We start from the raw sequence: 22,989 nt of genomic DNA, 5'->3' as shown, positions 1-22,989 counted from the left end.
TTCACAAGGTCGAACTGTGACCACCATCTACTACGAGCACGGCTCCTGTCATATATGCGCCTGCATCGCTTGCTAACAAAAACAGCGGACCCTCCAGATCTTGAAAACGCCCAAAGCGCCTTTGCGGGATGGCTTTTCGCAAATGCTCGCCGGCTTTGCTATCAAGAAAGTCTTGATTGATATCGGTTTTGATGTAGCCCGGTGCCAGGGCATTTACACGGATTCCATAACGGGCCCACTCTGCTGCCAGTGCCCGCGTCAGATTGATGAGGCCGCCTTTGCTCGCGCAGTAGGAGGCGACCTGCTGAGAGCCCTGCAAACCTAAAATCGATGCAATATTCACTATGCTACCACCCTCGCCATGGTCGCGCATTGCCTGTGCAGAAGCCTGCGCCGTCAACCATGCACCACGGAGATTAGTGTTGATGACCCGGTCCCAGTCATCTAACGAGGCATTGAGCGCTGAACCATCTGCAACGACACCAGCATTATTGATAACAATCCGCAAAGGGCCAAGTTCGGTTTGTGCAAGTTCGATCGCTCTTTTCACACTTTCGGGATCGGCAACATCCATACCGACCGGCAAGGCCCTGCCCCCTTCGGCTTCAATCCGTTCGGCGAGGTTTGAGAGGCGCTCAACATCCCGTGCCCCCAACACAACCTTTGCGCCAGCTTTGGCAAGTGCCTCCGCAAAATATGTCCCCAATCCACGGGATGCACCAGTAACCAATGCCACACGCCCTTGCAGGTTCCACAAAGGATTGATCATAAGGCTGCAGCCCTTTCACGGAGTTCGAATTTCTGAATTTTCCCTGTTGAGGTCTTAGGCAAAGGGCCAAAAACAACACTTTTTGGTACTTTGTATCGGGCAAGATGGTCACGGCAAAAGGCGATGATATCATCGGCAGTCGCGGCCGCTCCCGTCTGGAGCGTTACGAACGCACAAGGCGTTTCACCCCATTTTTCATCAGGCTGAGCGACCACGGCGGCTTCAAGCACGAGCGGATGGCGGTACAAAACTTCTTCTACTTCCAGGCTGGAAATGTTCTCGCCACCTGAGATGATGATGTCTTTGGAACGATCCTTGATTTCGATGTACCCATCGGGGTGCTGCACACCGAGGTCACCTGTATGAAACCAACCTCCCCGCAGGGCCTGTTCGGTAGCCGAAGGGTTCTTCAAGTAGCCTTTCATCACGGTGTTGCCCCGTAACATGAGCTCGCCGATAGTCTCGCCGTCCCAAGGCGTCGGTTCAAGCGTGTCCGGATCCCGAATCTGTGCATCCTCCAGAGTGACGTACTTTACACCTTGACGCGCCATTTTTTCAGAGCGCCCACGCAGGTCCAAACTGTTCCAATTATCTTGCCAGGCGCAAAGCGTGGCCGGACCGTAGCATTCCGTCAGCCCATAAAGATGAAGCACATTAAACCCGGCTTCCTCCATGCGCTCAATTACAGCGCTCGGTGGAGCCGCGCCGCCCGTCGCTATCTTAACATTGTGAGAAAAGAGGCGTTTCAAGGACTCATCCGCATGAGCCAATAGCGTCAGAACAATCGGAGCGCCACACATATGGGTTACCTTGTGCTTTCCGATGAGAGGATAAATAAGTGCTGGGTCTACACGGCGCAGGCACACATGTGTGCCACAAGCGGCTGTTACCGCCCATGTATAAGTCCACCCGTTGCAATGGAACATTGGCAAAGTCCAAAGGTAGACTGTGTCCGAGGTCAAATTGAAACTGATGAGGTTTCCAATGGCATTCAAGTAGGCGCCGCGATGATGATAAACCACACCCTTTGGGTTACCGGTAGTGCCGGATGTGTAGTTGAGTGCAATACCCTGCCATTCACTTTCCAGCAGCGGAAAGGCCGCATCAGTTGCACCTTCTGTTAGGAATTCTTCATACTCCACGTCGCTAAGCGGCGCTCCGCCTTCGGCATGTGAATCCTCGATATCTACTACAGCGGGCGGATTGCTCATCAATGCGAGTGCCTTGCTGATGACAGGGCTAAATTCGCGGTCCGCAATAAGAAGCTTTGCTTCACCGTGTTCCAAAATGAACGCAATACTCTGTGCATCCAGGCGGACGTTCAAAGCGTTCAATACGGCGCCTGCCATGGGGACGCCATAATGCGCCTCGAGTAATGCTGGAATGTTGGGCGCCATAACCGCAACGCAGTCTCCACGCTTTATTCCGCGGCTTTTCAATGCGGCAGCAAGTCGAATGCAGCGCTTTTCGAACTCACTATAGCTAATGGTAATTTCGCCGTGGATCACCGCTGCCTTGTCGGGATAGATCATTGCGGCCCGTCGGAGAAACGAAAGTGGCGATAGTGCAGTAAAGTTTGCGCTGTTTTGTGGCAACTGCTGCTCAAAAATACTTTCGCCTGGTCCTGCGCTCATGAACTTTCTCCAACGATCTTGCGATAACATTGCCGATAGGTCGGCTTGTAATTGCCTTAGAGTGTGTAACAAATAGCAACGCAGACGCCACAGTCCAATGCGGGCAATTGAAAGGATGCGACGATGCGAATCGATATCTTCTCCGACACGATATGCCCTTGGTGCTTTATCGGAAAGCGTAGGCTGGAGAAGGCAATTAAATCACGAGGAGAAGAAATTGAGATTCATTGGCGCGCTTTTCAGTTAAATCCGGAAATGCCTTCCGCCGGGATGGATCGGACGGAGTATCTTGAGAGAAAGTTCGGAGGGCCAGAGGGCGCATCACAAGTTTACAGCCGAATAGAAGAAGTCGGTCGTTCGGAAGCTCTGGATTTTGCCTTTGACCGAATTTCACGAACTCCGAACACCGTGGATTCCCATCGTTTGGTTCGCTTTGCGACTAACATTGGGAAGCAGGAAGAACTGGTTGAAAGGCTTTTCCAGGCCTATTTCACTGAGGGAGCCAACATTGGTGACCGGAAGCAGTTGGCCGAGATTGCTGTTGAAGTTGGGCTAGACCGTGCCGAGGTTGAAGAGTTTTTGGCAGGTGAAGATCTGAAGGAAGAAATCCTCGCTGAGGACCTGTTTGCCCGCCAGCAAGGAATTCAAGGCGTCCCCTGCTTTATCTTCGACGGCCGCTACGCTGTCTCAGGCGCTCAGGATCCCGAGGTATTGATGAAGGTAATGGATAGCCTGAACGCCGCTGCTGCCGAACAATCAGCCAGCGAATAGTAGGTTAGGCTGCAACTAGGGCAGCTAGTTGGCTAATGAGGTTGCGTACACCCCGGAGGCGCTCCCGTGCACCCGGCCAACCTCGCCGATATACGAGCTTGTGGTCGGGGCGCAATTGAACGGTTCCCACCTGTTTGGAAATAAAATCGATCAAGCCGCCGGGATTTGCGAAACTATCTTGGTGGAACGACAGCACAGCACCTTTTGGGCCAGCATCCACCTTTGCTACGGCGGCGTGTCTGCAGAGTTGTTTGATTTGCATGATTTCGAGCAAGTTCTCGACTTCCTCGGGAATAGGACCGAACCGGTCGATTAGTTCCGCTGCAAATGTTTCGACCTCTGGCGTGTTTTGTAACTCGGAAAGGCGGCGATAAAGTCCCAAGCGCACATCCAAGTCGGAAACGTAACTATCTGGGATAAGTACGGACGTGCCGACATTGATCTGCGGACTCCAGGTAACCTCGCCATCCAGCGATCTAAAGCCTTCGTCTTTCACTGTGGCTACGGCTTCCTCAAGCATCTGTTGATAAAGCTCCACGCCCACTTCCCGAACATGCCCAGACTGTTCTTCTCCCAGTAAATTGCCGCCACCTCTGATATCCATGTCGTGACTGGCCAGCGTGAAGCCAGCCCCAAGATGATCGAGTGTCTGCATGACGTGCAAGCGCCGCTCTGAGGTTTTGTTTAAGAGGCGACTAGCTGGAAGTGTAAGGTAGGCATAACCGCGCAGCTTTCCACGCCCTACCCGGCCCCGTAATTGGTAGAGCTGGGCTAAGCCAAACATATCGGCACGGTGAATGACGAGTGTATTGGCTGTCGGTATGTCCAGTCCCGATTCAACGATGTTTGTCGATAAAAGGACATTGAAGCGACCCTCGTAAAAGCCACTCATTACGGCTTCTAGTTCTGTCGCGCTCATGCGTCCGTGGGCAACAGCCAAACGAACCTCGGGAACTAACTTATCCAGGCCATCGGCTAGTTGCTGGAGGTCTTCAATTCTTGGGCAAACATAAAAAACCTGCCCGCCGCGATTGTGCTCTCGCAGAATTGCCTCTCGAATGATGACGTTGTCATAAGGCAAAACGAAGGTTCGGACTGCAAGGCGGTCGACGGGCGGTGTTGCGATCAAGCTCATTTCCCGCAAACCGGACATAGCCAGTTGAAGGGTTCGGGGAATGGGTGTAGCCGTCAGCGTCAATACATGGACATCCGCGCGTAACTGCTTCATCCGCTCCTTCTGTTTGACGCCGAAGTGCTGCTCCTCATCAACGATAACCAGCCCTAACCGTGGAATTGCTATCGACTTTGCTAAGAGGGCATGGGTGCCGATAACGATATCCAATGTCCCTTTTGCCAATTCATCTTTAACCAGTGTCGCATCGCGTTGACTTGTCAATCGTGAAAGCATTCCTATGCGAACCGGGTAGCCTGCAAAGCGCTCAAGGAAAGTGCGATAATGTTGACGCGCCAGAAGCGTAGTTGGCGCAACGATGGCAACTTGTTGGCCCGACAATGCAACTAAGAAAGCTGCTCTTAGGGCTACTTCTGTCTTGCCGAAACCAACATCGCCGCAAATTAAACGATCCATGGGCTTGCCAGAGGCGAGATCTTCGGCAACTGCAGCTATCGCAGATAGTTGGTCATCAGTTTCCGGGTAGGGAAAACGCGCGCAGAAATCTTCATAAGCTCCAGCCGGAATTTGGACGGGATCTACGTGATGCAGGGCGCGCTTCGCCGCGACAGACATTAGCTCTTTTGCTATTTCCAAAAGTCGTTTTTTTACCTGAGCGCGCCTCGCCTGCCACTGACCCTGGCCTAATCGGTCCAGTTCAATTTGCGCGCCATCCGAACCATAGCGTGACAGGACATCAATGTTCTCGACCGGAACAAACAACCTATCACCGCCGTGATACACCACTTTCAGGCAATCATGTGGGGCTCCGGTTACATCCAGAGTGACCAAGCCTTCGTAGCGCCCAATTCCATGATCCATATGAACCACGAGGTCGCCTTCGGAAATACTTGAAACTTCTCGAAGGAAATTGTCGGCTCTGCGCTTCTGAAGCCCGGAACGACCGATTCGCTCGCCAAGCAAGTCTTGTTCGCTAATAAACAGCTTGCCATCAATTTCAAAGCCATGCTCGTTCCCCAATGGAATAGCAGCAATGGCGCCCTTTGGAAGATCCTTCACCTCTTGCCAAGTATCAATCGACACCACAGAAGTAAGGTTATGTTCGTGAAGCAATCCGGCTAAGCGTTCTCGGCGCCCCGGTGTGGATGCCGTCACCACCAGTTGGTGGCCGGAACCAGCAGCGACCCGCTGTTCCCTTTTTAAACGTTCATAAACCGCGGTGGAGCCGAGTGCACGCTCTTCAGCAAAGTTCATGCAGGGGCTGCCACCGAGCGATACTTTCACATGTTCATCTGTATCCGGTGCCGCAAACTCGTAAAGTTGTCCGCAGGAAAACTGTGCCAACCTGTCGCGAACTTCTGCATCGCTTAGGTACAAAGAATTCGGTGGAAGCGCATGGTAGCGGCCGGAATCGGCGGAGGCTTTCGTTTCAATCACCGGTGTTTGCTGTCGCGCTTGGTAGAAATCAGAAATTGTTTCCAAGCGTGTTTCCCGAACTTCATCAAAGCGTGGATCCAACGTGATTACCGCAGTATCTGGCAAGTAGTCAAAGACCGTATCCATCCGCTCGTGAAACAGTGGCAGCCAGTGTTCCATCCCTTGGTACAGTCGCCCTTCCGAAACCGCTTCGTATAAGGGGTCACCAATGCCCGTCGTTGCAAAAATTTCTCGATATCGCGTGCGAAAGCGCCCTTTGCTAGCTTCGTCTAGAATAAGTTCGTTGACTGGCATCAGGGTAAATTCCGGACAGTTACCTTCCGAAATCTGCGTCAAAGGATCGAAAGGCCGTATCCGTTCTAGTTCATCACCAAAGAAATCCAACCTAAGCGGCAACGCTGCGTTGGACGGGTATATATCCAGAATGCCCCCTCGAACCGCAAACTCCCCGGGTTCGCCTACCGTATCGACCCTTAGAAATCCGTTTTCTGTCAGAAAGCTCTGAAGATCGTTGGTTCCAATCCGGCTCCCCTTTTTCAAATGAAGGAGGCGTCCATCAAACAGGCTTGGAGGTGCGACGCGTTGCATTACGGCGTTGACCGTGGTCAAAACAACTAAATTGCTGTCCGAGCAAAGGGCCTTTAATCGCGAAAGAGCTGATAACCGCTGCGCGACGATGTCTTTGTGCGGACCAGCACGGTCATAGGGGAGACAGTCCCACGCAGGAAACTCTATAACCTCCCTGTTTGGTGCAAAGAACCTGATTAACTCAGCAAGGCGGGCTAATCGCGCATCGTCTCGCGCAACATGAAATTGAACACCCTCCACCGGTACTAACGGGCTTTCTCCGGCTAGAAACCAGGCATCAGGGCCTTCGAGTGCATGTTCGAGTATCCATGCGACACCCGGCGTAAGAAAATCTTTGGGCATCCTAGATCAACTTTTTGTCTGGAAGGCTAGCAGCCACTTCATGACTGGTGAGTTGGCATCATCGGGGATCGCTTCTTGACCTGTTAACCATCGAACTAAAGCCGGGTCAGGCAAGCGAAGGACAGCCTCGAAGTCATCCATTTGGCTGTGATCCATGTTGGCTAATTCGTTATCGGCAAAAGGGCCAATCAGCAAATCAGCTTCTTTGGTTCCACGATGCCAAGCACGGTAGCGAAGCCTTTTGCGTCGCGTATCTATGTCGTCATGGCGAAAGTCTGCATCAGTCATTGTCGCTCAGTCCTCATCTCGGGCTAGGATATAAAGCGATAGCGTTACGCTGTCAGCGTTCAATCTGCGCCGATGAGGAAGTATCTTGCGACCTGAACCGCTTTATCCGCTTTTCGTACCCCTTACCAACCTACCGGGAATCGGTCCTCGGTTCGCTAAACTTTTTGAGCAACTAGCCGGGCCAAAAGTGCTGGACCTGTGCTGGCACCTTCCCATTAATGTAATTGATCGTCGGTACAGCCCAAAAATTGGCGAGGCTGAACCCGGGCGCGTTGCCACCTTGCTGGTTCGTGTATGTGAGCATCGTCCCGGCGCAAGCCGACGCCAGCCTTACAAAGTTGTCTGCGAAGATGAAACCGGTCGTGTTGAGTTGATTTTCTTTCATGCCCGCCCGGATTATTTGGAACGGATTCTTCCTACCGGCAAAGAAGTTGCGGTATCCGGCAGGTTTGAGCTTTTCAATCACCAGGCGCAAATGACTCACCCGGATCATGTGGTTAAACCGGATGAGGTTGGACAACTGCTTCGCTTGGAACCGATTTATCCCCTCACCGCTGGGCTACCTCAAAAAACTGTGACCAAGGCCATCAGGATGGCTCTACGGCATGTACCCGTTCTTCCTGAGTGGCTTGATCCGGTATTTGTTCAGAAGCGAAATTGGCCGAGTTGGTCCGATGCTTTGCTCCAAGCTCATAATCCAGAGAACAGCAGCGATGTAGAGCCAGGTTCGCGCGCCCGGCAACGATTGGCTTACGACGAACTTCTTGCCAACCAACTGGCGCTTTTGATCGTACGAAAAGCTGCACGGCGCACACCCGGCAAATCTTTGAAGGGAGACGGGTCGCTCCGATCATCCGTAAAGGAAGCGTTACCCTTCTCGCTCACCCGATCACAAGCGGAAGCGGTTATGGAGATCGAGCGAGATCTTGCCAAACCATCGAGGATGCTGCGGTTGCTCCAGGGTGATGTTGGTAGCGGCAAGACCGTGGTTGCGCTTTTAGCGATGCTCATCGCCGTCGAGGCCGGGCAGCAGGCCGCCTTGATGGCGCCAACGGAAATATTGGCGCGCCAACATTATGAAACCCTGCGTCCACTCACTGCGCACCTTGGAATTGAGGTTGTTCTCTTGACCGGTAAGGACAAGGCGAAAGACCGGCGGCAAACACTTGAAGCAATTGCGTCTGGCCGGGCAGCAATCGCGGTTGGCACCCACGCTTTGTTTCAAGACGGCGTAGATTTCAGCAAGCTCGCGGTGGCCGTGATCGACGAGCAACATCGGTTTGGCGTTCATCAACGCTTGATGCTTGCCGGCAAGGGGAAGGATGTGGATGTCCTCGTCATGACAGCAACACCAATTCCGCGAACCCTTATGTTGACTGCTTATGGTGATATGGACACCTCACGTCTTCTAGAAAAGCCGGCTGGACGTAAACCGGTCGATACGAGAACCTTGGATATAGAGCGACTATCTGAAGTCGTAGATGGTTTACGACGGGCAGTAGAGAGCGGTGCGCAGGCGTATTGGGTTTGTCCGCTCGTTGAGGAATCCGAAACCAGCGATCTGGCCGCGGTTGATCAGCGTTATGAGACGCTCCGAAAGGTTTTTGGAGACCGAGTAGGACTGGTTCACGGGAGGATGAAAAGCGCGGAGAAAGACTCGATCATGGCCGACTTCAAAGCTGGGTCGTTGGCTGTCCTTGTTGCTACAACTGTGATTGAAGTGGGCGTCGACGTACCGAATGCAACAGTCATGGTCATAGAGCACGCTGAGCGATTTGGGCTTTCTCAGTTGCATCAAATGCGCGGCAGGGTTGGACGCGGCGGTGATCAGTCAGTTTGCCTGTTATTGTATCAAAAGCCTTTAGGAGAAACTGCGCACAGGCGCCTCGAGATCATGCGTGAAACCGAAGATGGTTTTGTCATTTCAGAGGAAGATTTGAGACTAAGAGGTGCAGGAGAGGTATTGGGCACCCGACAGAGCGGCATGCCTTCGTTCCGTGTCGCCGATCTGACACAGCACGATGATTTACTTGCGATTGCCAGAAGCGATGCCAAGTTAATTGTCGAGAATGACAGCTGGATGGACAGCAAGCGCGGAGCAGCATTACGCACCCTCCTCTATCTCTTTGAGCGCGATGCTGCGGTACGCTATATACGATCAGGTTGAGCGATTGTTTTACGCCCGCTTGCGGGCACTGGAGGTTGTTTGAGCTTCTTGGGGTGCGTCCGATGACATATCTGGTTCATCGTCCCCGTCATCATCGGCTCCATGGTCGGCAGGTGTGATGATTCCCCCCGAAATCACCATTTTCAGACCTTCTTCAACGCTCATATCCAGGAGAATGGTTTCCTCTCTGGGAATGAACAGCAAAAATCCAGAGGTTGGGTTTGGTGTTGTAGGCAGGAAGACATTGGCCATTTCCGTTTGTGTCACGTCCTGAACGTGGCCTTCGGTTTGGCCCGTAATGAAGCCGATTGCCCAAGACCCGCGCCTTGGATACTCAATTAGCACCGTATCGCGAAAGGCATTGGACTGCTGGGCAATGATGGTTTCAATAATTTGCTTTGTCGCTCCGTAAATCGAACGGGCAACCGGCAATGTTCCTAGCATGCGGTCGGCGGTCCGGACCATTACTCGACCAAGGAACCCGGCGGCGGTCATGCCAACCAATATCAATCCGGTGAGAAGTACAATGACTCCAAGACCGGGAATGGAGAACGGTAAGTAATGTTCCGGGTTCCAGTTTGCCGGTATGAGAGGTACAACTCTGCTGTCTATAAACCCGAGAAACTCCCACCCAAGCCAAGCTGTAATGCCGAATGGAACAGTGACCAAGATACCGGTTAGGAAATAGTTTCGCAGCCGTGTCAAAAGCCCGCTCCTGCGCACCTCAGTCACTTCAGGCTTCAGCATTTCTTTGGAAAGACGCAGGTCTGCTTGTTTTGAGTTCTTTGCGCTGGCAGGTGGCATGACGATGCCGCCCGACACTACAAGCTTAACACCGGCCTCTACGGACATATCAAGGTCATGAACCTCGCCTTTTGGGATGAACAGTAAGAATCCCGTCGTGGGGTTTGGGGTGGCCGGAATAAAGACGTTGATGGTGGTCGCATCAGTTAATCGTTGAACTTCCCCCTCGGTTTCACCGGTTACAAAGCCGACTGCCCAACTTCCTTCACGCGGATACTCAACCAAGACAACGCGCCTAAAAGCAGAGGTTTCCTGATTAATCAGAGTTTCAAGCACCTGCTTGATGGAGCCGTAGATACTACGAACAACGGGAACTCGATTGAGCAAATTTTCACCGAACCTCATGATGTGCCGGCCAATGTAGTTGGCAGCAAGGAAGCCGATAAAAGTCAGCCCAAGCAGCGCAAAAAGGACGCCAAACCCGGGAATGTCGAAGGGTAAATTGAAAAACTCGACGAGGTATGTTTGTGGATCCCAGCGCGCAGGAACCAACGGCTCGATCTTATCATCCACAAAGGAGATGAACTGCCAGATAAGCCAGAGCGTAATGCCGATCGGCGCTGTCACCAGGACGCCCGCAAGTAAGTAACGGCGCAAACGGACAACAAGCGGATTGCTCGCCTTTACCGGGCGCGATCGGCGCTTGCTCTTGGTATCTCGTTGAGTATCACGAGGCGAGGTCATTACGTCTTTTCACCTTAAAAAAAGGATGCGCTTGATATTGTGATTGACGTCTTTGTGTTCCAAGCAAATTCACGCTGGTCCAAAAAAATGCTGAAACGCTTGAAGCGTTCCACCGGGAGCCTCTTCCGGAACAAAATGACCACATTCGAGCGCGTATCCTCGGACATCGTCCGCGCGTTCGCTCCAAACTCCCAGAACATCATAAGTCCGCGCCACAACTCCTTTCGCCCCCCAAAGGACAAGCAATGGGCAGGTGATTTTACGCTGGATATCGGCTTTATCATGCTCAAGGTCAATTGTAGCTGCCGCTCGATAGTCTTCACAGCTCGCGTGAATTGTGCGTGGATCGGAGAAACAGCGCTTGTACTCTGCCAAAGCCGGGCCTGAGAAAGTCCCTTCGGTTCTACACCACTGACCGAGTTTCTTCTCGAGATAATACTCAGGATCGGCGCCAATCATACGTTCGGGAAAATCAAATGGTTGGATAAGGAAGAACCAATGATAATAAGCTGTGGCAAATGCCATGTCCGTTCGTTCATACATGGTGAGCGTCGGAGCAATATCCAACACGGCAAGTTTTTTAACTCGGCTCGGAAAATCCAAGGTAAGCCGGTGGGCGACTCTCGCTCCGCGATCGTGTCCGGCTAAATTAAAAGTTTCAAAATTAAGGTAAGTCATGACCTCGGCCAGATCCGCAGCCATGGCCCGCTTGGCATAAGGGCTGTGATCGTCCGCGCTGGCTGGTTTTGATGATCGTCCATAACCGCGAAGATCGGGTACAACGACCGTAAAACTACTGGCAAGATCAGAGGCTATTTTTGCCCACATTGCACCTGTCTGTGGATAGCCGTGCAAAAGTAACAACGGTGGGCCTGAGCCACCCAAACGGACCAGAATATCCGCTCCATCGGTATTGACTACTTGCTCAGAGAAACTTTCGAACATCAGATTTGCTCTCACCGCTACGAAGACGGGTTAACTGAAATCGTCGCATAGAATTGTCGCCACACGTCAAATGAAGCGTTGTGACGCCGGTTTTAGTGCAGGCTAACAGCATCTGCGACCAATGGGCGCTTGAAATGCGGGTCCGACCATGTTCCATAAGGATTTCTTTGATCACACCGGGAGGCTCACTTAGTGACTGGGACTCTGATACTGCTACGCCACGGACAAAGCCAATGGAACCTTGAGAACCGATTCACCGGTTGGGTCGATGTGGATATTACACCACAAGGGCGTTTGGAGGCCGAAGCGGCGGGTAAGCTCTTGTTGGAACAAGGAATTCAGATCGATCGAGCTTTCGTTTCCGTCTTAAAGCGCGCCATTAGGACGCTTTGGATCACACTCGACGAAATGGACCAGATGTGGGTGCCCGTCGAGCATAGTTGGAAGCTTAACGAACGTCACTACGGCGCATTGCAAGGACTAAACAAGCCTGAAACAGCAGCTAAGTACGGTGAAGATCAAGTTCTGATTTGGCGTCGCAGTTTTGATACACCGCCTCCGATGATGGCAGAGAACGATGACGGACATCCTGGAAAGGATAGACGCTACAAGAATATACCGATTGAGAAACTGCCTGTCGGTGAAAGTTTGTCGATGACTCTTGATCGTGTGTTGCCCTACTGGCGCGCCCAGATTGAACCACACCTAGCTGCAGGAGAGACCATACTCGTTGCGGCACATGGAAACAGCATCCGTGCGATCGTCAAACATCTAGACGGCATGTCCGAGGAAGAGATAACAGGCCTGAATATTCCAACAGCGGTTCCATTGGTTTACCGATTTGGTGAAGCTTTGACCGTCTTGGATAAGCGTTACCTTGGGGATACAGCGGCAATAGAAGCCGCCGCTTTAGCCGTTGCCAATCAAGGTAAAGCAAACAATGAGTAAAGAACGCAGAATATCTTTTAAGTCAATTGCTCTGGCTCTCACGCTGGGCATCTTGCTTGTCGTTTCCGTCGTGGGGGCATATCGGATTTGGGTCTCGATGGACGGCGGCGAGATGAGCACTCACGGGTTCATTGCATTGATCGGCGGCAGTATTCTAACACTCCTCGTAGGCGGCGGACTCATGGTTTTGGTGTTTGTGAGCAACCGAAGCGGGCATGACGATATTGTGGCCGGGATGCCGTCGTCTAAGAACGAGGACAACGACCGCTAGTAAACACGAACTACAAAATTACTATGCTATTTTTAGTAGATTCAAAATACAAAATTGAGCAATTCAACGATAGTTTTGTGAAGTAGCGCCTTTTACCCTTTTCGTTTCATCTCGGCATGAGTGGCTCAAATTGCGCTGCGAAGAACCGAGTTATCAAGAAAGCCTGGGTATGGGGGCGTTGCTAATGGAACCAACCATCCAATTCAAAGGTACAAAAAACAAGCTCGCCTCGGGGCGTTATGATTGATACGACCGTAAGCAGATCATTCGGCTTTTTCCTTGGTGAGACGTTTGGAAGACTGCGGCGGGACTATCGTGATGATTATCACGACGCGCTCATTCGTATTGTCCTAAGCTTTTTCTTCGTTGTTTCATCGCAACATTTCGAGACGGCATTCAAAGGCGATCCACTAGCGCTCAGCGCCTTTACATCGATAGCATTCGGCTTTCATCTTGGCGCTCAGTCCGTGTTTCTCCATCTCGTTTGTCGTCCAAACAATGGTAGGTTTCGGCAAGCGGCCGCCTTATTCCTCGACACCTCAACTACGCTTTTTATACCCCTTCTCTCGCCAGTGGTTGGCTTGGTACTTGTACCCTGGGTACTTTGGTCTTCACGCTTATTCTGGATAAAGGTGCGGCTGGAACAGGACACAGGTGACAAAACGCCCGTCCCACGGTCATCAGTGGTACAAGAACAAATTGTCACTGCATCTCATGACCTTAAGGCGCCCCTCGGCGGTATAATCAGCACTGTCGAGGTTTTGCAAGCCACAGAAATCAGCGACGAACAAAGGCAACTTCTGCGGTTGTTAAAGGCTTCCTGCAGGGTCCTTAGAACCTGTGCGGATCAGGTACTTGATGGAGATCGCCTTTTGAACTCAAGCCTGACAATCGATCGAACTAATGACGATCTACGTTCACGGCTCAAGGATATTACAGATGTTGGCCATGCGCTGTCGTTGGAGAAAGGGCTCAACTTTGTCTCCTACATTGCGCCTGAGGTTCCCAAGATCTGGTTCGGTGATGGTACAAAGCTTGATCAGATCTTGATTAATCTTATTGCCAATGCCGTCAAGTTCACCGACCACGGGTCTGTATCCTTAACCGTTAGCCTGAAGAAGTCTGGAGCGCGCGGTAGGTGCCATGAATCCATTCTTCGCTTTAACGTGAAAGATTCCGGGATCGGAATTTCTCATAGGTCGCAAAAAAAGGTGTTCGAGCGGTATGTACAGGCTAAAGAACACCACTGTCAGCACCCGGCGGGGCATGGTCTCGGGCTCGCGCTTTGCCGAGAAACTATAGCGATCATGGGCGGTGAACTGAAGGTAGATAGTATGCTTGGTCAAGGCACCGCGTTCGAGATCGACCTACCCCTATCGAAAAAGCCCACGGGAATTGAAGGTGATGGGGGCACTAGCAAAAACCTATTCGTTTTGAAGCCCCGGCCCCTTGTCAAAACCCGAAAAATTCTTGTTGTTGATGACGATCCCTTCACTAGGCGCGTTTACGGCTTCATTGCGAAACAACTCACCGCACAAATCGACTTTGCGTCAACTGGTAAAGGCGGTCTTAGAAAAATAAAAACTAAACACTACGACGTGTTATTGCTTGATCAGAACTTACCGGATTCAAACGGCCTTGAAATCGCGGCGCAGATACAAAGCATCGACCAATCTATCTACATAGTCCTTGTGACCGGAGATATGGCCGTCACTTTCCCCTCAATATGGAAATCGGTGGGAATTCGCGCTATGTTCGAAAAACCAATTGACCGCCTCAGTTTGCAAAAAGAGCTAACAAGGCTGCTCGATGAATCTCACTGAAAACGCTGCCGACGCTAGCCAGCATTAGTTATCACAATCACTATATAGAGCAAAGATCGGCGAAGCACTCGCTATATGTTGAAAGATACTTTACACGACTCTTTGCAACAGCCCAAGATCGCGGGTGATTACGAGGCAATAAACCACCGCTTTGTAACACGATCTTAAGACCTAGTGTGGTCTATATACATAGTGGTAAAGCCATCGGCGAATGGCACGCCAAGATATAGAGTTGGAGACCGCCGAGCGCATTATGCCGTCAAGCGACCCGTTTCATGATGGGCTAATCAGTTGGCTGGTTAAGCGGCTAAGCAATCGTGCTGACAGCGAGCACGAGCAAGCGCTGATTCGTGTTGTGTTTGGCTTTGTGACGATTGCCTACTGCGGCGGCATCGTGCTGGCGCTTGGAATGTCTCCGCCTTACGTCCCCGAAGTGCGATACCCGATGATCATTGCCAGCACAGGCATGGTCGTAACGATCGCCATTTTCGCACACATTGTTTGGAAGCCTGCCCCCTCCCCGGTTCGGCGTTACTGCGGCATGGTTAGCGACATGGTGTCACTGACCGCATTTCTGATTACGGGTGGCGCTTTTACAGCTTTTTGGTACCCAATTTATCTTTGGGTCGCCTTTGGAAATGGTTTTAGGTACGGCGAGCAGTATCTGCTGGTTTCGACAATTAGCAGCCTGGTTGGTTTCTCCTTTGTCATCGGCATGTCGGATTACTGGTTGGCGCAACCAGAGTTGGCTGCCGGACTATGGTTGGCGCTGATTATATTGCCGGCTTACGCGTCCACCTTGATGGCGAAGTTACGTCGCGCGAAAGCACAAGCAGAAGAAGCTAGCCGTGCCAAGAGCCGATTTCTGGCAAACACGAGCCACGAACTACGAACACCGCTAAATGCTATCATTGGCATGAGCGAGTTGTTGCGTAGTACTAATCTGGACCAGGAACAAAAAGAGATGGTCCGTTCTGTCACAACGGCAGGACAATCGTTGCTTGCACTTATTGACGATATTCTGGACATCTCCCGGATTGAATCGGCGAAAGCTTCGGTAAACGTTGAGAACATCGACCTCCACAGCGTGTTTAACGCAGTGTATGAGATCATCGACAATCAAGCGCGCAGCAAGGGTATTTTCTTTGAAGTTCATATAGACCCCCGTATTCCCTTTGCGTTACGCGGTGATGCTCAGTACCTGCGTCAGATCCTCATCAATTTGTCGTCCAACGCGATAAAGTTTACCGACCAAGGCGGCGTGCTTGCCGAGGTTCGCCTTTTGGGAGGTAACGATAAGCGGGTGCATTTGCGCTTCGAGGTTTCCGATACCGGCATTGGCTTGCCACCGGAAGCGCGCAGTCGAATTTTTGAAACCTTCACGCAAGCAGATGATACAACCACGCGCCGCTACGGTGGCACAGGTTTAGGATTGGCAATTTCTCGCCAGCTTGTCGAACTGATGGGCGGCGAAATTGGCGTCGATAGTGTTGTCGGCAAGGGCAGTACCTTCTGGTTCGAGTTGCCGTTCGAACTATCCGGGATCGAAGAGGAAGACGCTGATTTGACCCTGCGTGGTCATGCGGTCCTGCTATCCTTCTCTCGGGCGACTTCCGGCTTAGCAACACAGTTACGGTCTCTCGGGTTGGCCGTAACACAATGTCAGGATCCGAAGGTTGCTGCAGAGCACCTATCAGAAGGTTGGGCTGGCGATAATCGACTCCCGCAGGTATTGGTCCTTGATGCTCGGAAGATGCCGGGTAACGCTGTATCAGCAATAGCTGCGGGACGTGCAGTAGGAGTCAGCGTGCCAAAGGTCTTGATTGCAAGGGAGATGGATAGCTTGCGCTCTCTTGCCGTCAAGCGTCAGTTTATTGCGGTGATCGCGACCCCGGAAGACAGAATCATCCTGAGGAATGCGATTCATGCGGGCCTGAGTGCAGACCGCAAGACGGAAGCCTTCTTGGAACCCACGGGTGCGGTTGAACAGGCGCAGTTGGGTCAAAGAACCGCTACCGCTTCGTTTGCGAACGTGGGACAGAACCAAACTTCTAATCAACAAGCCACTGGTACAAAGAACAACAGCACAAGTGGCGTATCTCCTACGGTCAACCAGCCTGTCGCCGACGCTCCAAGGCGGCAGCTTTCGATTCTGGTTGCCGAAGATAACCCCATCAACCAACGGGTCATTGGCATGACGTTGGAGCGGGCTGGCTTCAAAACGACATTGGTAGGCAATGGTGAAGAGGCCCTTGAGGCAGTCGATAACAGTAAGTTTGATATCATTCTCATGGATATGCATATGCCCGGGATGAGCGGGATTGAAGCGGCTAAGATGCTCCGAATGGAACGATTGGGCGGCCGTCAAATTCCGATTTTGGGAATCACCGCTGATGCTACGTCAGAGGCGCGGAATGCGGCGTTGGAAGCTGGGATGAATGCGTGTCTCACTAAGCCCATTGAGCCTTCTCGGCTTGTCAGAGCGATAGAAGAGTATGCCTTGCCCGAGGATGGCGAGGAGCGACCACTGGGTGCGCCGGAAATGCTAACCGGTAAGATTGTAACGCATCCGCGATTCAATGGGCGCGAAGAGTTGCCTGTACTAGACAACGAGATACTGGAACGCCTAGTTGACGATGAAGAGGGCCGTTCTTTGGTGATTGAGTTGTCTGATGCATTTGATGCTGATGGGAAACGTCTGGTGACCCGTATCAAGCTTGCAGCCCAAAGTCAGCAGTACAAAAAGTTCATGGAATTGACGGGGCATTTGCACGAAACGGCGCGCAGCGTCGGCGCTATCACACTTACGAAGCGCCTCGAGGATATTCGGCGCCTGACACCACGACAGTTTGAATCACGTTGTGTTGGGCTAGCCGAGCAAATATCCCTAGATTTCCAAGCTGCACGAGCGGAAATTCAAGCTTTTGTAGAGCGGTTTGAGGATTAAAAAAGGGCCGCTGCATGCGACCCTTTTTAACGGTTATCCTTTATGCCCTCATCTGCCGAGGCGGCGTTTGTCTTGGGCTCCTGCCAAGCGCTCCATACGGCGAAGGTCTGAGTCGGTCAACGTAAGTGCAGCGTCGACCCAGTCCACTGTGATCTCATAGAGTTCTTCATACGATAAGGGATTGATCCGTTGGCGTGCGCGGTAGACCGCAATATTTGCATTGTGCCGACGAACGTTACGGCTCACGTAGTCCATTACGGCCGTTTGCCCTGTTCCATCCTCAACGATCATGTCGACAAGGCCCAGTTCATAAAGCTCTTCTGCACTGTAAACCTTGCCGCTGAAGATCATGCGCTCAGCTTGCGCTGGTCCAATCCGCCTGGAAATTAGGCTGTAGGCGCCCATTCCAGGGAAGAGATTAAACAAGACTTCTGGAAGACCAAACTTTGCACTCTTTTCCGCAATGACAACGTTGCCAGAGATTGCTGCTTCGAACCCACCACCCAATGCGTCTCCCTGAATGAGGGAAATCGTAATGACAGGAAGTTCGAGATTCACCGCATTCGCATAAACCACATCTACGCAGTTTGTTGCATAAGCAAGGAGATCGCCTCTTCGACCCTCTCTAATCAACTGTGCGAAAAGCTTCAAGTCACCACCCAAGTTGAACACACCCGGTACGCTTGATCCCCAAACCATGTACTTGAACGGAATGGAGGAAGCGTCGCCGCGTTGATAACAGTGGCGAATGCCTTCTTGCAGTTGTCTTGCTTCATTGGCTAAGCCGGGCGTAACGCTCGGGCGACCCTTAGGTGACATATAACACCAGAGGATTTGACTCTCTTCGTCCAAATCGACTTCGACCTGTTCGTAATCCTTGGTCTTGGCAAGCCAGCCAATCATCCGAGGCCAAGCTTTTGCCGATTCAATCCTCTGAGTTGCCTGATCGGATACTATTCGAGGTTCTTCTCGCAACTCACGTTTGAACCCCTGATGCTTTTCAGCGGGTGCTTCCATTGCCCAGAATACTCCCGGTACGGGTTGTTGTTAATCGTAGGTTAAGAGAAAAAATAAGATTGTACAAATAGTTTTAGATAAGATTAATACTTATTACTAAAGCCTTAACAGTTTTGTTAAGACTTTTCCAAAATTTAATATTTTATTAACTATTCTAAAATCAAACTGTTCTTGATTCGACGACCTTTCGGTACCTCACCAAAAGTAACACCAAGATTTTCGGGAGTATTATAGAGACCGATGCGCGGATGCGTGATTGGATTACCGGAGTTCGGTGCCTGAACCCTTCCTCATTTGGGCGTTGGCCGTTTCCATTTATCCAAGGTTCGTGCACTGGTGTATCCAAGGTAACCTGTTCCAAAAAGCCACCACACCGGCTCAGGAATGGCATTGAGCAGTTCAGAAACCGCCTTGGCTGCAGCCATAACCTCTTTCGGGTAGAACACACTCAATGGCGCGCCAAAAAAGATCAGGAACACAAGCACAGCATACATGAGGTAGAGGAAGGTTGGGCGTGCTCGGCTGGTCCAGGGGTCATCACTTCTTGCTTCGGCCAAAATCGCGGATAACTGAATCTGCATATCCTGTAACCGGCCTTTTTGATCCAACTGAATTAGTTTTGCATGAGCTGCGGCTTTTTCTTCTTCGGTTTCAAATAGGTTATCAATTAAGTCGCCAGCCAGTTTTGCGAGGGGGCCTACGAGTAGCGCTGGTATCATTTCTTCCTCTAGTCCTTTTCTAGTAGCTCCAAATCCAAGGCCGTTTGCGTGTGTCATTGCCTGGTAGGTCATCTAGGTGAATGAATCTGCTCGACACAGGTCCCTTTTGTTGGAGGCCTATACCGGTAAAGCCATGGGCTAAAGACGCATCCAGCAAGTCAAAGGCCGCACTCCCATAAATGTGGACATCGACAGCGCGCCCTGTTGTGTGCGGCCCACTATTTCCGGTGCTGGAAACCCGCTTGTTGTGTTCCGGGCTGCGGTAACCGGAAGTCACGATTAGGGGCCTGCCGAAGGCCATTCTTAAGGCTTCCAGGTGGTCCAAGAAATTCTCGTCAATCCTTAGAGGGCTTCGTCCCTCTTCCCATTTTGAGGAACGCTCGGCGAGTTCCCGAGGTGAAAAATGAGGCCATCGCCATTCGATTGGGTCTGCATCAATCCAGGATGTTAGATCAATCAACGGACGCCCCCCTTTGTTCCAAACTGCGAAGTCGCGTTTCATGATCGGCTAGGTTCTGTCGAAGGGCGGATAGTTCAGTGCGCGAAACACCCTGCTCCAGCTTGTTTCTCAACTCCCCCAGTTGTTCGGCTAGGTATTCGACCCGCTCCTGTAGGCGAATTGTTTCCTCTCGTCCCTGGGTTACAGTAAGGCCGACCCATCCGACCAGGCCTACCAGGATCGAAGCCAGCAGTGTCTGAGCGTGTCGCTCAAAGTTTGATCGCTGCGTCGCGCCGCTTGGTGCCTCAAGCTGCGATGGTTTCATAGAAAATCTCCATAAAAAATGCCGCTCTGGAATAGCGGCATGCTTTGGTCGGTTTAGACGGCCGATGTTTGAGCATTTAGGGAATGGGCCAACCGGGCTCGATGTCATAGGCGTCGATGGATGTAATGTCATCCAGAGCAGCAAGATTGTCTTTGTGCCGCCAGGATGCTTCATAAACAGCCGAAACATGACGCTGCACCGCAAGCCCGAGCCGCACCATTTCCCCGGTATCGATGGTGTGGACATGATCCATCGCATCACGAAACAGGAATGGACCAGCACCGTTTTGAGCCGCTGTGACCAACCCTAGAATATTTCGGAAGTCACGTTCCCCGCGAACATCGACAGGAATTGAACGGCCTGAACCTACATCGATTGAGATCGTACCTGGTTTTGCCTTTGCCTCTCGCAAAGCATGAATGGCTACGATTTTAGTGTTGCGCCGCTCCTCCAACGGAATCTCACGCTGAACTAGATCTCCTGACCCGGCATTGAGACTAAAATCCCAAACTTGGTTAGCGGTATCGGCGAGCCAGGCTTGCCAAGTTGACACGTTGATTTCGAAAGCCTCAGCAGGAATCTTCGTTTCAGGATTGCTGATCTCGGTGTATGGAGGTTCGAAATTTTCATCCCGCACGATGACGGTTGGGGGTTCGAAGTTCGGGTCGGCTATGAGGATTGTTTTCTGATTCTGCGGACCAACTGGCTGGTTGGGTTCATATCCGGGATTAGGTGCTTGAACCGTTGGCCAATCACCTTTCGGTTGGGGACGAGGATCAAATCCATGGTCGATTACCGCGACCACCGGCCAATCACCCTCCGGCGTCGTCGCTTTATTGAACGATGGGTCTACAATTTTGATCCGACGGGGGCCGTGCACATCATCTGAATAGAATCCGATGACGCGCCCTACCGTGTCTACTCGAGCGTAGTACCTGGACATTTTTCCTCCTCAGTATCCTATTGAAAGGCAAAAGGCGCTTGTGTTTGGGGCTTCCGCGCCTGCAGGACCCTGCAGGGAAACGCCAGATGCAGTTACTGCGGCAACTACCGCATCGCCGCCAGTTTCACCTGTTACCACTCCAAACACGGCATTGGGGAATGTCATCGGGAACGCCGCGAATTTTGGAACGCCTCGGCCCGCAGCGGCGTTCAGCCACTGCAAAATCAATCCGTTGCCGAAGACTTGATACCCCGGATCGGCGAGCACACCTTCTCCCCCGGTCAACAGGGGTTGGCCATTTATGGAAATAGAGCCATCCGCGTTCAGCGAAATCTCGTTACGCAATGTTCCGGCGCCTCCAAAGAGCCGCAGGGATAGCCCTTCCGTAGCGCCGTCATACCGAATTTCACTTCGCACAGCACCGCCACCGCCACGCAAGACAAAAGCGCTCTCTCCATTGGCGACCGGCGCCTGTGCGCTAATTTCCGTTAGCGCAAGTAGCGATCCGTCGTTTTGACGGCGCGCTAGCGTGTTCGCGGTCGGTTGATCACTTTGGATGAATCCATGCAGTAAATCAGCATCCAATCCTGAACCGCTACCGTCATTGTGTTGACCCCAAAGTTTTAACCCACGCCAGAAAAGGTCCCCTTGATGTTCCAATCGCATAGCGGTCCAATTGTTTGGGTCCGCCGGATCATGCACCCTGAACCGCGGCTTTTCCGGCTCCCCTACAGGTGTCCACCAACTTGCGGCAACAGTGCCGTCGCCACGGGCAATTTCTATGATTCCATTGTCGTTCGCCAACCTAAGATTCCCGGTTAATGTCCCACCGGTCACGGGTAAGAATCCCGAGGCACCAGCAGCCCAGGCATTTAGTGTCGTGGGGGTTACCGCGCGTTCGCTATCGCTTCCACTATCCACCTCAGCTTGCGTTGCAATTTCTATAATCCCCTTCTCCGTCGTGCTTGCATCAGGCACGTTTCCGGGGTTCCCGGTATCAAATGCTAAAAGCTTGCCATCATAAAAAAGCCCGTCCGAATCTGAACGGAGGATCTTCGCCGACGGTGTGATCTGAAGGGCCCAATTGCTGCTGGTACCAGTCTCATAACCAAGCATTAAGGTTGGGGGGACCGGCCCGGTCTCACCTTCGTCTATAAGCCGCAGGTTCCAGTCGGTGTTGCTTGATCCCGCGCCACCATTAAATCTGACAATCGCTTGATCTGCTTTAAAGGTGACATTGTGATTGAAGGTCTGTTCCCCTAGGAAGAGGTTTGCATCCGCCGCTCCTAGCTTGGCGAAGTCAGCACTGTCACGTCCATCGAAGAGATCAGCATCAAGCCCCGATCCTTGCCCGCCTTCCACCGCAACCGCGACCCCTCCTGATGCATCGAGAGTGGCACTAAGATTCGAAGCAAAATTGAGCGGCTTGTTGACGCCGATCGTACCTACGAAGCTTGCATCGTCATGTACTGATAAGACGTCGGTGATCAGCGATTCTTTCGTTACGGCCTCTGGCGCACCCAGGTCATCAAATCCAAAAAGTTTATTTGCCCTAACGATTTCATTTGGCAGCAGCAGATCTTCGCTTTGATCGGTCTCTGGAACCTTAATGACACGGCTTAACTGCTCTTGAAGTTGTTGCTCAGCCATCGCTCTGTGGTCTAACACTCGTTCATGTGACTCAGCGGGGAAAGGGTCTCCGGCTGTGTACTCCGCATCTTGTGTCAAAGGTACAATCCGACGGATAAGCACGAGGTGTTCGTCTTGCGGGGGGCTCGTAAATGTAACTGATGCGCCTGCCTCACCCTGCATTTCTAGAAGCACAAAGTGACCATCCGTAGCATCTAACAGTGATTCGGTTTCAGTTCCGTCAGGTGCTCTCAGATTGACTTTAAGATGTTCAGCTTCCAGTACAGGAAAGGGGAAAAAGAAGGTATCGGTGATTCCGTTACCTTCATAAAAAATCTTGTTTGTTTCGGTTGTAACCGACATGCCT

General features: G+C 51.9%; 18 protein-coding genes. 6 read left to right on the top strand and 12 right to left on the bottom strand.

The genetic code is table 11. The features are described 5' to 3' along the window. Position 1: 1 nt before the first annotated feature. Positions 2 to 769: an SDR family NAD(P)-dependent oxidoreductase gene (locus ABIE63_RS12605; protein WP_354504855.1), complete on the bottom strand. Its 768-nt coding sequence runs from the start codon at positions 767 to 769 to the stop codon at positions 2 to 4. After that, the gene (locus tag ABIE63_RS12600; protein ID WP_354504854.1) at positions 766 to 2,403 is read right to left on the bottom strand and encodes an acyl-CoA synthetase; all 1,638 of its coding nucleotides are present in this window, start codon (positions 2,401 to 2,403) and stop codon (positions 766 to 768) included. The genes ABIE63_RS12605 and ABIE63_RS12600 overlap by 4 nt, the downstream gene beginning before the upstream one ends. A 123-nt stretch (positions 2,404 to 2,526) precedes the next feature. Here ABIE63_RS12600 and ABIE63_RS12595 point away from each other — a divergent pair, with 123 nt between their 5' ends. Beyond that, on the top strand, positions 2,527 to 3,174 hold the full coding sequence (locus ABIE63_RS12595) for a DsbA family oxidoreductase (RefSeq protein WP_354504853.1): 648 nt from the start codon (positions 2,527 to 2,529) through the stop codon (positions 3,172 to 3,174). Between the two features lie 4 nt (positions 3,175 to 3,178). Here ABIE63_RS12595 and mfd read toward each other — a convergent pair whose 3' ends face one another. Both mfd and ABIE63_RS12585 read right to left on the bottom strand, forming a co-directional pair. Next, positions 3,179 to 6,571 carry a transcription-repair coupling factor gene (gene mfd / locus ABIE63_RS12590; RefSeq protein WP_354504851.1) on the bottom strand — a complete coding sequence of 1,131 codons (3,393 nt, stop codon included), beginning with the start codon at positions 6,569 to 6,571 and terminating at the stop codon, positions 3,179 to 3,181. 108 nt (positions 6,572 to 6,679) lie between these two features. Next, positions 6,680 to 6,961: a succinate dehydrogenase assembly factor 2 gene (locus ABIE63_RS12585; protein WP_354504849.1), complete on the bottom strand. Its 282-nt coding sequence runs from the start codon at positions 6,959 to 6,961 to the stop codon at positions 6,680 to 6,682. Between the two features lie 85 nt (positions 6,962 to 7,046). Between ABIE63_RS12585 and recG the strand changes: the two genes are divergently transcribed. Further along, positions 7,047 to 9,128 carry an ATP-dependent DNA helicase RecG gene (gene recG / locus ABIE63_RS12580; RefSeq protein ID WP_354504848.1) on the top strand — a complete coding sequence of 694 codons (2,082 nt, stop codon included), beginning with the start codon at positions 7,047 to 7,049 and terminating at the stop codon, positions 9,126 to 9,128. A gap of 9 nt (positions 9,129 to 9,137) precedes the next feature. On the opposite strand, the gene ABIE63_RS12575 is transcribed toward recG, so the two are convergent. Both ABIE63_RS12575 and ABIE63_RS12570 read right to left on the bottom strand, forming a co-directional pair. Next, positions 9,138 to 10,616 carry a DUF502 domain-containing protein gene (locus tag ABIE63_RS12575; protein ID WP_354504846.1) on the bottom strand — a complete coding sequence of 493 codons (1,479 nt, stop codon included), beginning with the start codon at positions 10,614 to 10,616 and terminating at the stop codon, positions 9,138 to 9,140. Positions 10,617 to 10,685: 69 nt separating this feature from the next. Further along, complete coding sequence (locus tag ABIE63_RS12570; RefSeq protein ID WP_354504844.1) at positions 10,686 to 11,561, bottom strand: alpha/beta hydrolase; 876 nt, start codon at positions 11,559 to 11,561, stop codon at positions 10,686 to 10,688. Between the two features lie 192 nt (positions 11,562 to 11,753). On the opposite strand from ABIE63_RS12570, the gene gpmA reads away from it, so the two are divergent. The 4 genes from gpmA (at position 11,754) to ABIE63_RS12550 (ending at position 17,550) form a co-directional block, all read left to right on the top strand. Continuing rightward, entirely contained in the window at positions 11,754 to 12,509 is a 756-nt protein-coding gene (gene gpmA / locus ABIE63_RS12565; RefSeq protein WP_354504842.1) for a 2,3-diphosphoglycerate-dependent phosphoglycerate mutase, read from the top strand. Continuing rightward, a complete protein-coding gene (locus ABIE63_RS12560; protein ID WP_354504841.1) occupies positions 12,502 to 12,780 on the top strand; it encodes a hypothetical protein in 279 nt (92 codons plus the stop codon). The genes gpmA and ABIE63_RS12560 overlap by 8 nt, the downstream gene beginning before the upstream one ends. A gap of 239 nt (positions 12,781 to 13,019) precedes the next feature. Continuing rightward, complete coding sequence (locus ABIE63_RS12555) at positions 13,020 to 14,603, top strand: ATP-binding protein (protein ID WP_354504839.1); 1,584 nt, start codon at positions 13,020 to 13,022, stop codon at positions 14,601 to 14,603. 211 nt (positions 14,604 to 14,814) lie between these two features. Continuing rightward, positions 14,815 to 17,550, top strand: coding sequence for an ATP-binding protein (locus ABIE63_RS12550; protein WP_354504838.1), 2,736 nt, complete (start codon positions 14,815 to 14,817; stop codon positions 17,548 to 17,550). Positions 17,551 to 17,598: 48 nt separating this feature from the next. On the opposite strand, the gene ABIE63_RS12545 is transcribed toward ABIE63_RS12550, so the two are convergent. The 6 genes from ABIE63_RS12545 to ABIE63_RS12520 all read right to left on the bottom strand — a co-directional run bounded on the left by ABIE63_RS12545 (position 17,599) and on the right by ABIE63_RS12520 (position 22,985). Then, positions 17,599 to 18,567: a crotonase/enoyl-CoA hydratase family protein gene (locus tag ABIE63_RS12545; protein WP_354504837.1), complete on the bottom strand. Its 969-nt coding sequence runs from the start codon at positions 18,565 to 18,567 to the stop codon at positions 17,599 to 17,601. 290 nt (positions 18,568 to 18,857) lie between these two features. Then, entirely contained in the window at positions 18,858 to 19,358 is a 501-nt protein-coding gene (locus ABIE63_RS12540; RefSeq protein WP_354504835.1) for a 3TM-type holin, read from the bottom strand. Beyond that, positions 19,306 to 19,788 (bottom strand): D-Ala-D-Ala carboxypeptidase family metallohydrolase, encoded by a 483-nt coding sequence (locus ABIE63_RS12535; RefSeq protein WP_354504833.1) that lies wholly within the window; start codon positions 19,786 to 19,788, stop codon positions 19,306 to 19,308. The genes ABIE63_RS12540 and ABIE63_RS12535 overlap by 53 nt, the downstream gene beginning before the upstream one ends. Next, positions 19,739 to 20,050, bottom strand: coding sequence for a hypothetical protein (locus ABIE63_RS12530; RefSeq protein WP_354504831.1), 312 nt, complete (start codon positions 20,048 to 20,050; stop codon positions 19,739 to 19,741). The genes ABIE63_RS12535 and ABIE63_RS12530 overlap by 50 nt, the downstream gene beginning before the upstream one ends. A 76-nt stretch (positions 20,051 to 20,126) precedes the next feature. Continuing rightward, the gene (locus tag ABIE63_RS12525) at positions 20,127 to 20,855 is read right to left on the bottom strand and encodes a hypothetical protein (protein WP_354504829.1); all 729 of its coding nucleotides are present in this window, start codon (positions 20,853 to 20,855) and stop codon (positions 20,127 to 20,129) included. A 147-nt stretch (positions 20,856 to 21,002) separates the two neighbouring features. Then, on the bottom strand, positions 21,003 to 22,985 hold the full coding sequence (locus ABIE63_RS12520) for a hypothetical protein (protein ID WP_354504827.1): 1,983 nt from the start codon (positions 22,983 to 22,985) through the stop codon (positions 21,003 to 21,005). Positions 22,986 to 22,989 lie beyond the last annotated feature (4 nt).

Origin of the sequence: Limibacillus sp. MBR-115, from assembly GCF_040549425.1 — a bacterium.
Taxonomy (GTDB): Bacteria; Pseudomonadota; Alphaproteobacteria; order Kiloniellales; family CECT-8803; genus Limibacillus; species Limibacillus halophilus.
This window is presented reverse-complemented; position numbering and strand designations above follow the sequence as displayed.

Coding starts and splice junctions, on each gene's coding strand:
- ABIE63_RS12575 (WP_354504846.1), bottom strand. CDS start 10,616: ATGACCTCGCCTCGTGATACTCAACGAGATACCAAGAGCAAGCGCCGA.
- ABIE63_RS12550 (WP_354504838.1), top strand. CDS start 14,815: ATGGCACGCCAAGATATAGAGTTGGAGACCGCCGAGCGCATTATGCCG.
- ABIE63_RS12520 (WP_354504827.1), bottom strand. CDS start 22,985: ATGTCGGTTACAACCGAAACAAACAAGATTTTTTATGAAGGTAACGGA.
- ABIE63_RS12540 (WP_354504835.1), bottom strand. CDS start 19,358: ATGACCTACCAGGCAATGACACACGCAAACGGCCTTGGATTTGGAGCT.
- ABIE63_RS12530 (WP_354504831.1), bottom strand. CDS start 20,050: ATGAAACCATCGCAGCTTGAGGCACCAAGCGGCGCGACGCAGCGATCA.
- ABIE63_RS12560 (WP_354504841.1), top strand. CDS start 12,502: ATGAGTAAAGAACGCAGAATATCTTTTAAGTCAATTGCTCTGGCTCTC.
- ABIE63_RS12555 (WP_354504839.1), top strand. CDS start 13,020: ATGATTGATACGACCGTAAGCAGATCATTCGGCTTTTTCCTTGGTGAG.
- ABIE63_RS12535 (WP_354504833.1), bottom strand. CDS start 19,788: ATGAAACGCGACTTCGCAGTTTGGAACAAAGGGGGGCGTCCGTTGATT.
- ABIE63_RS12545 (WP_354504837.1), bottom strand. CDS start 18,567: ATGGAAGCACCCGCTGAAAAGCATCAGGGGTTCAAACGTGAGTTGCGA.
- ABIE63_RS12605 (WP_354504855.1), bottom strand. CDS start 769: ATGATCAATCCTTTGTGGAACCTGCAAGGGCGTGTGGCATTGGTTACT.
- ABIE63_RS12600 (WP_354504854.1), bottom strand. CDS start 2,403: ATGAGCGCAGGACCAGGCGAAAGTATTTTTGAGCAGCAGTTGCCACAA.
- ABIE63_RS12595 (WP_354504853.1), top strand. CDS start 2,527: ATGCGAATCGATATCTTCTCCGACACGATATGCCCTTGGTGCTTTATC.
- ABIE63_RS12570 (WP_354504844.1), bottom strand. CDS start 11,561: ATGTTCGAAAGTTTCTCTGAGCAAGTAGTCAATACCGATGGAGCGGAT.
- ABIE63_RS12585 (WP_354504849.1), bottom strand. CDS start 6,961: ATGACTGATGCAGACTTTCGCCATGACGACATAGATACGCGACGCAAA.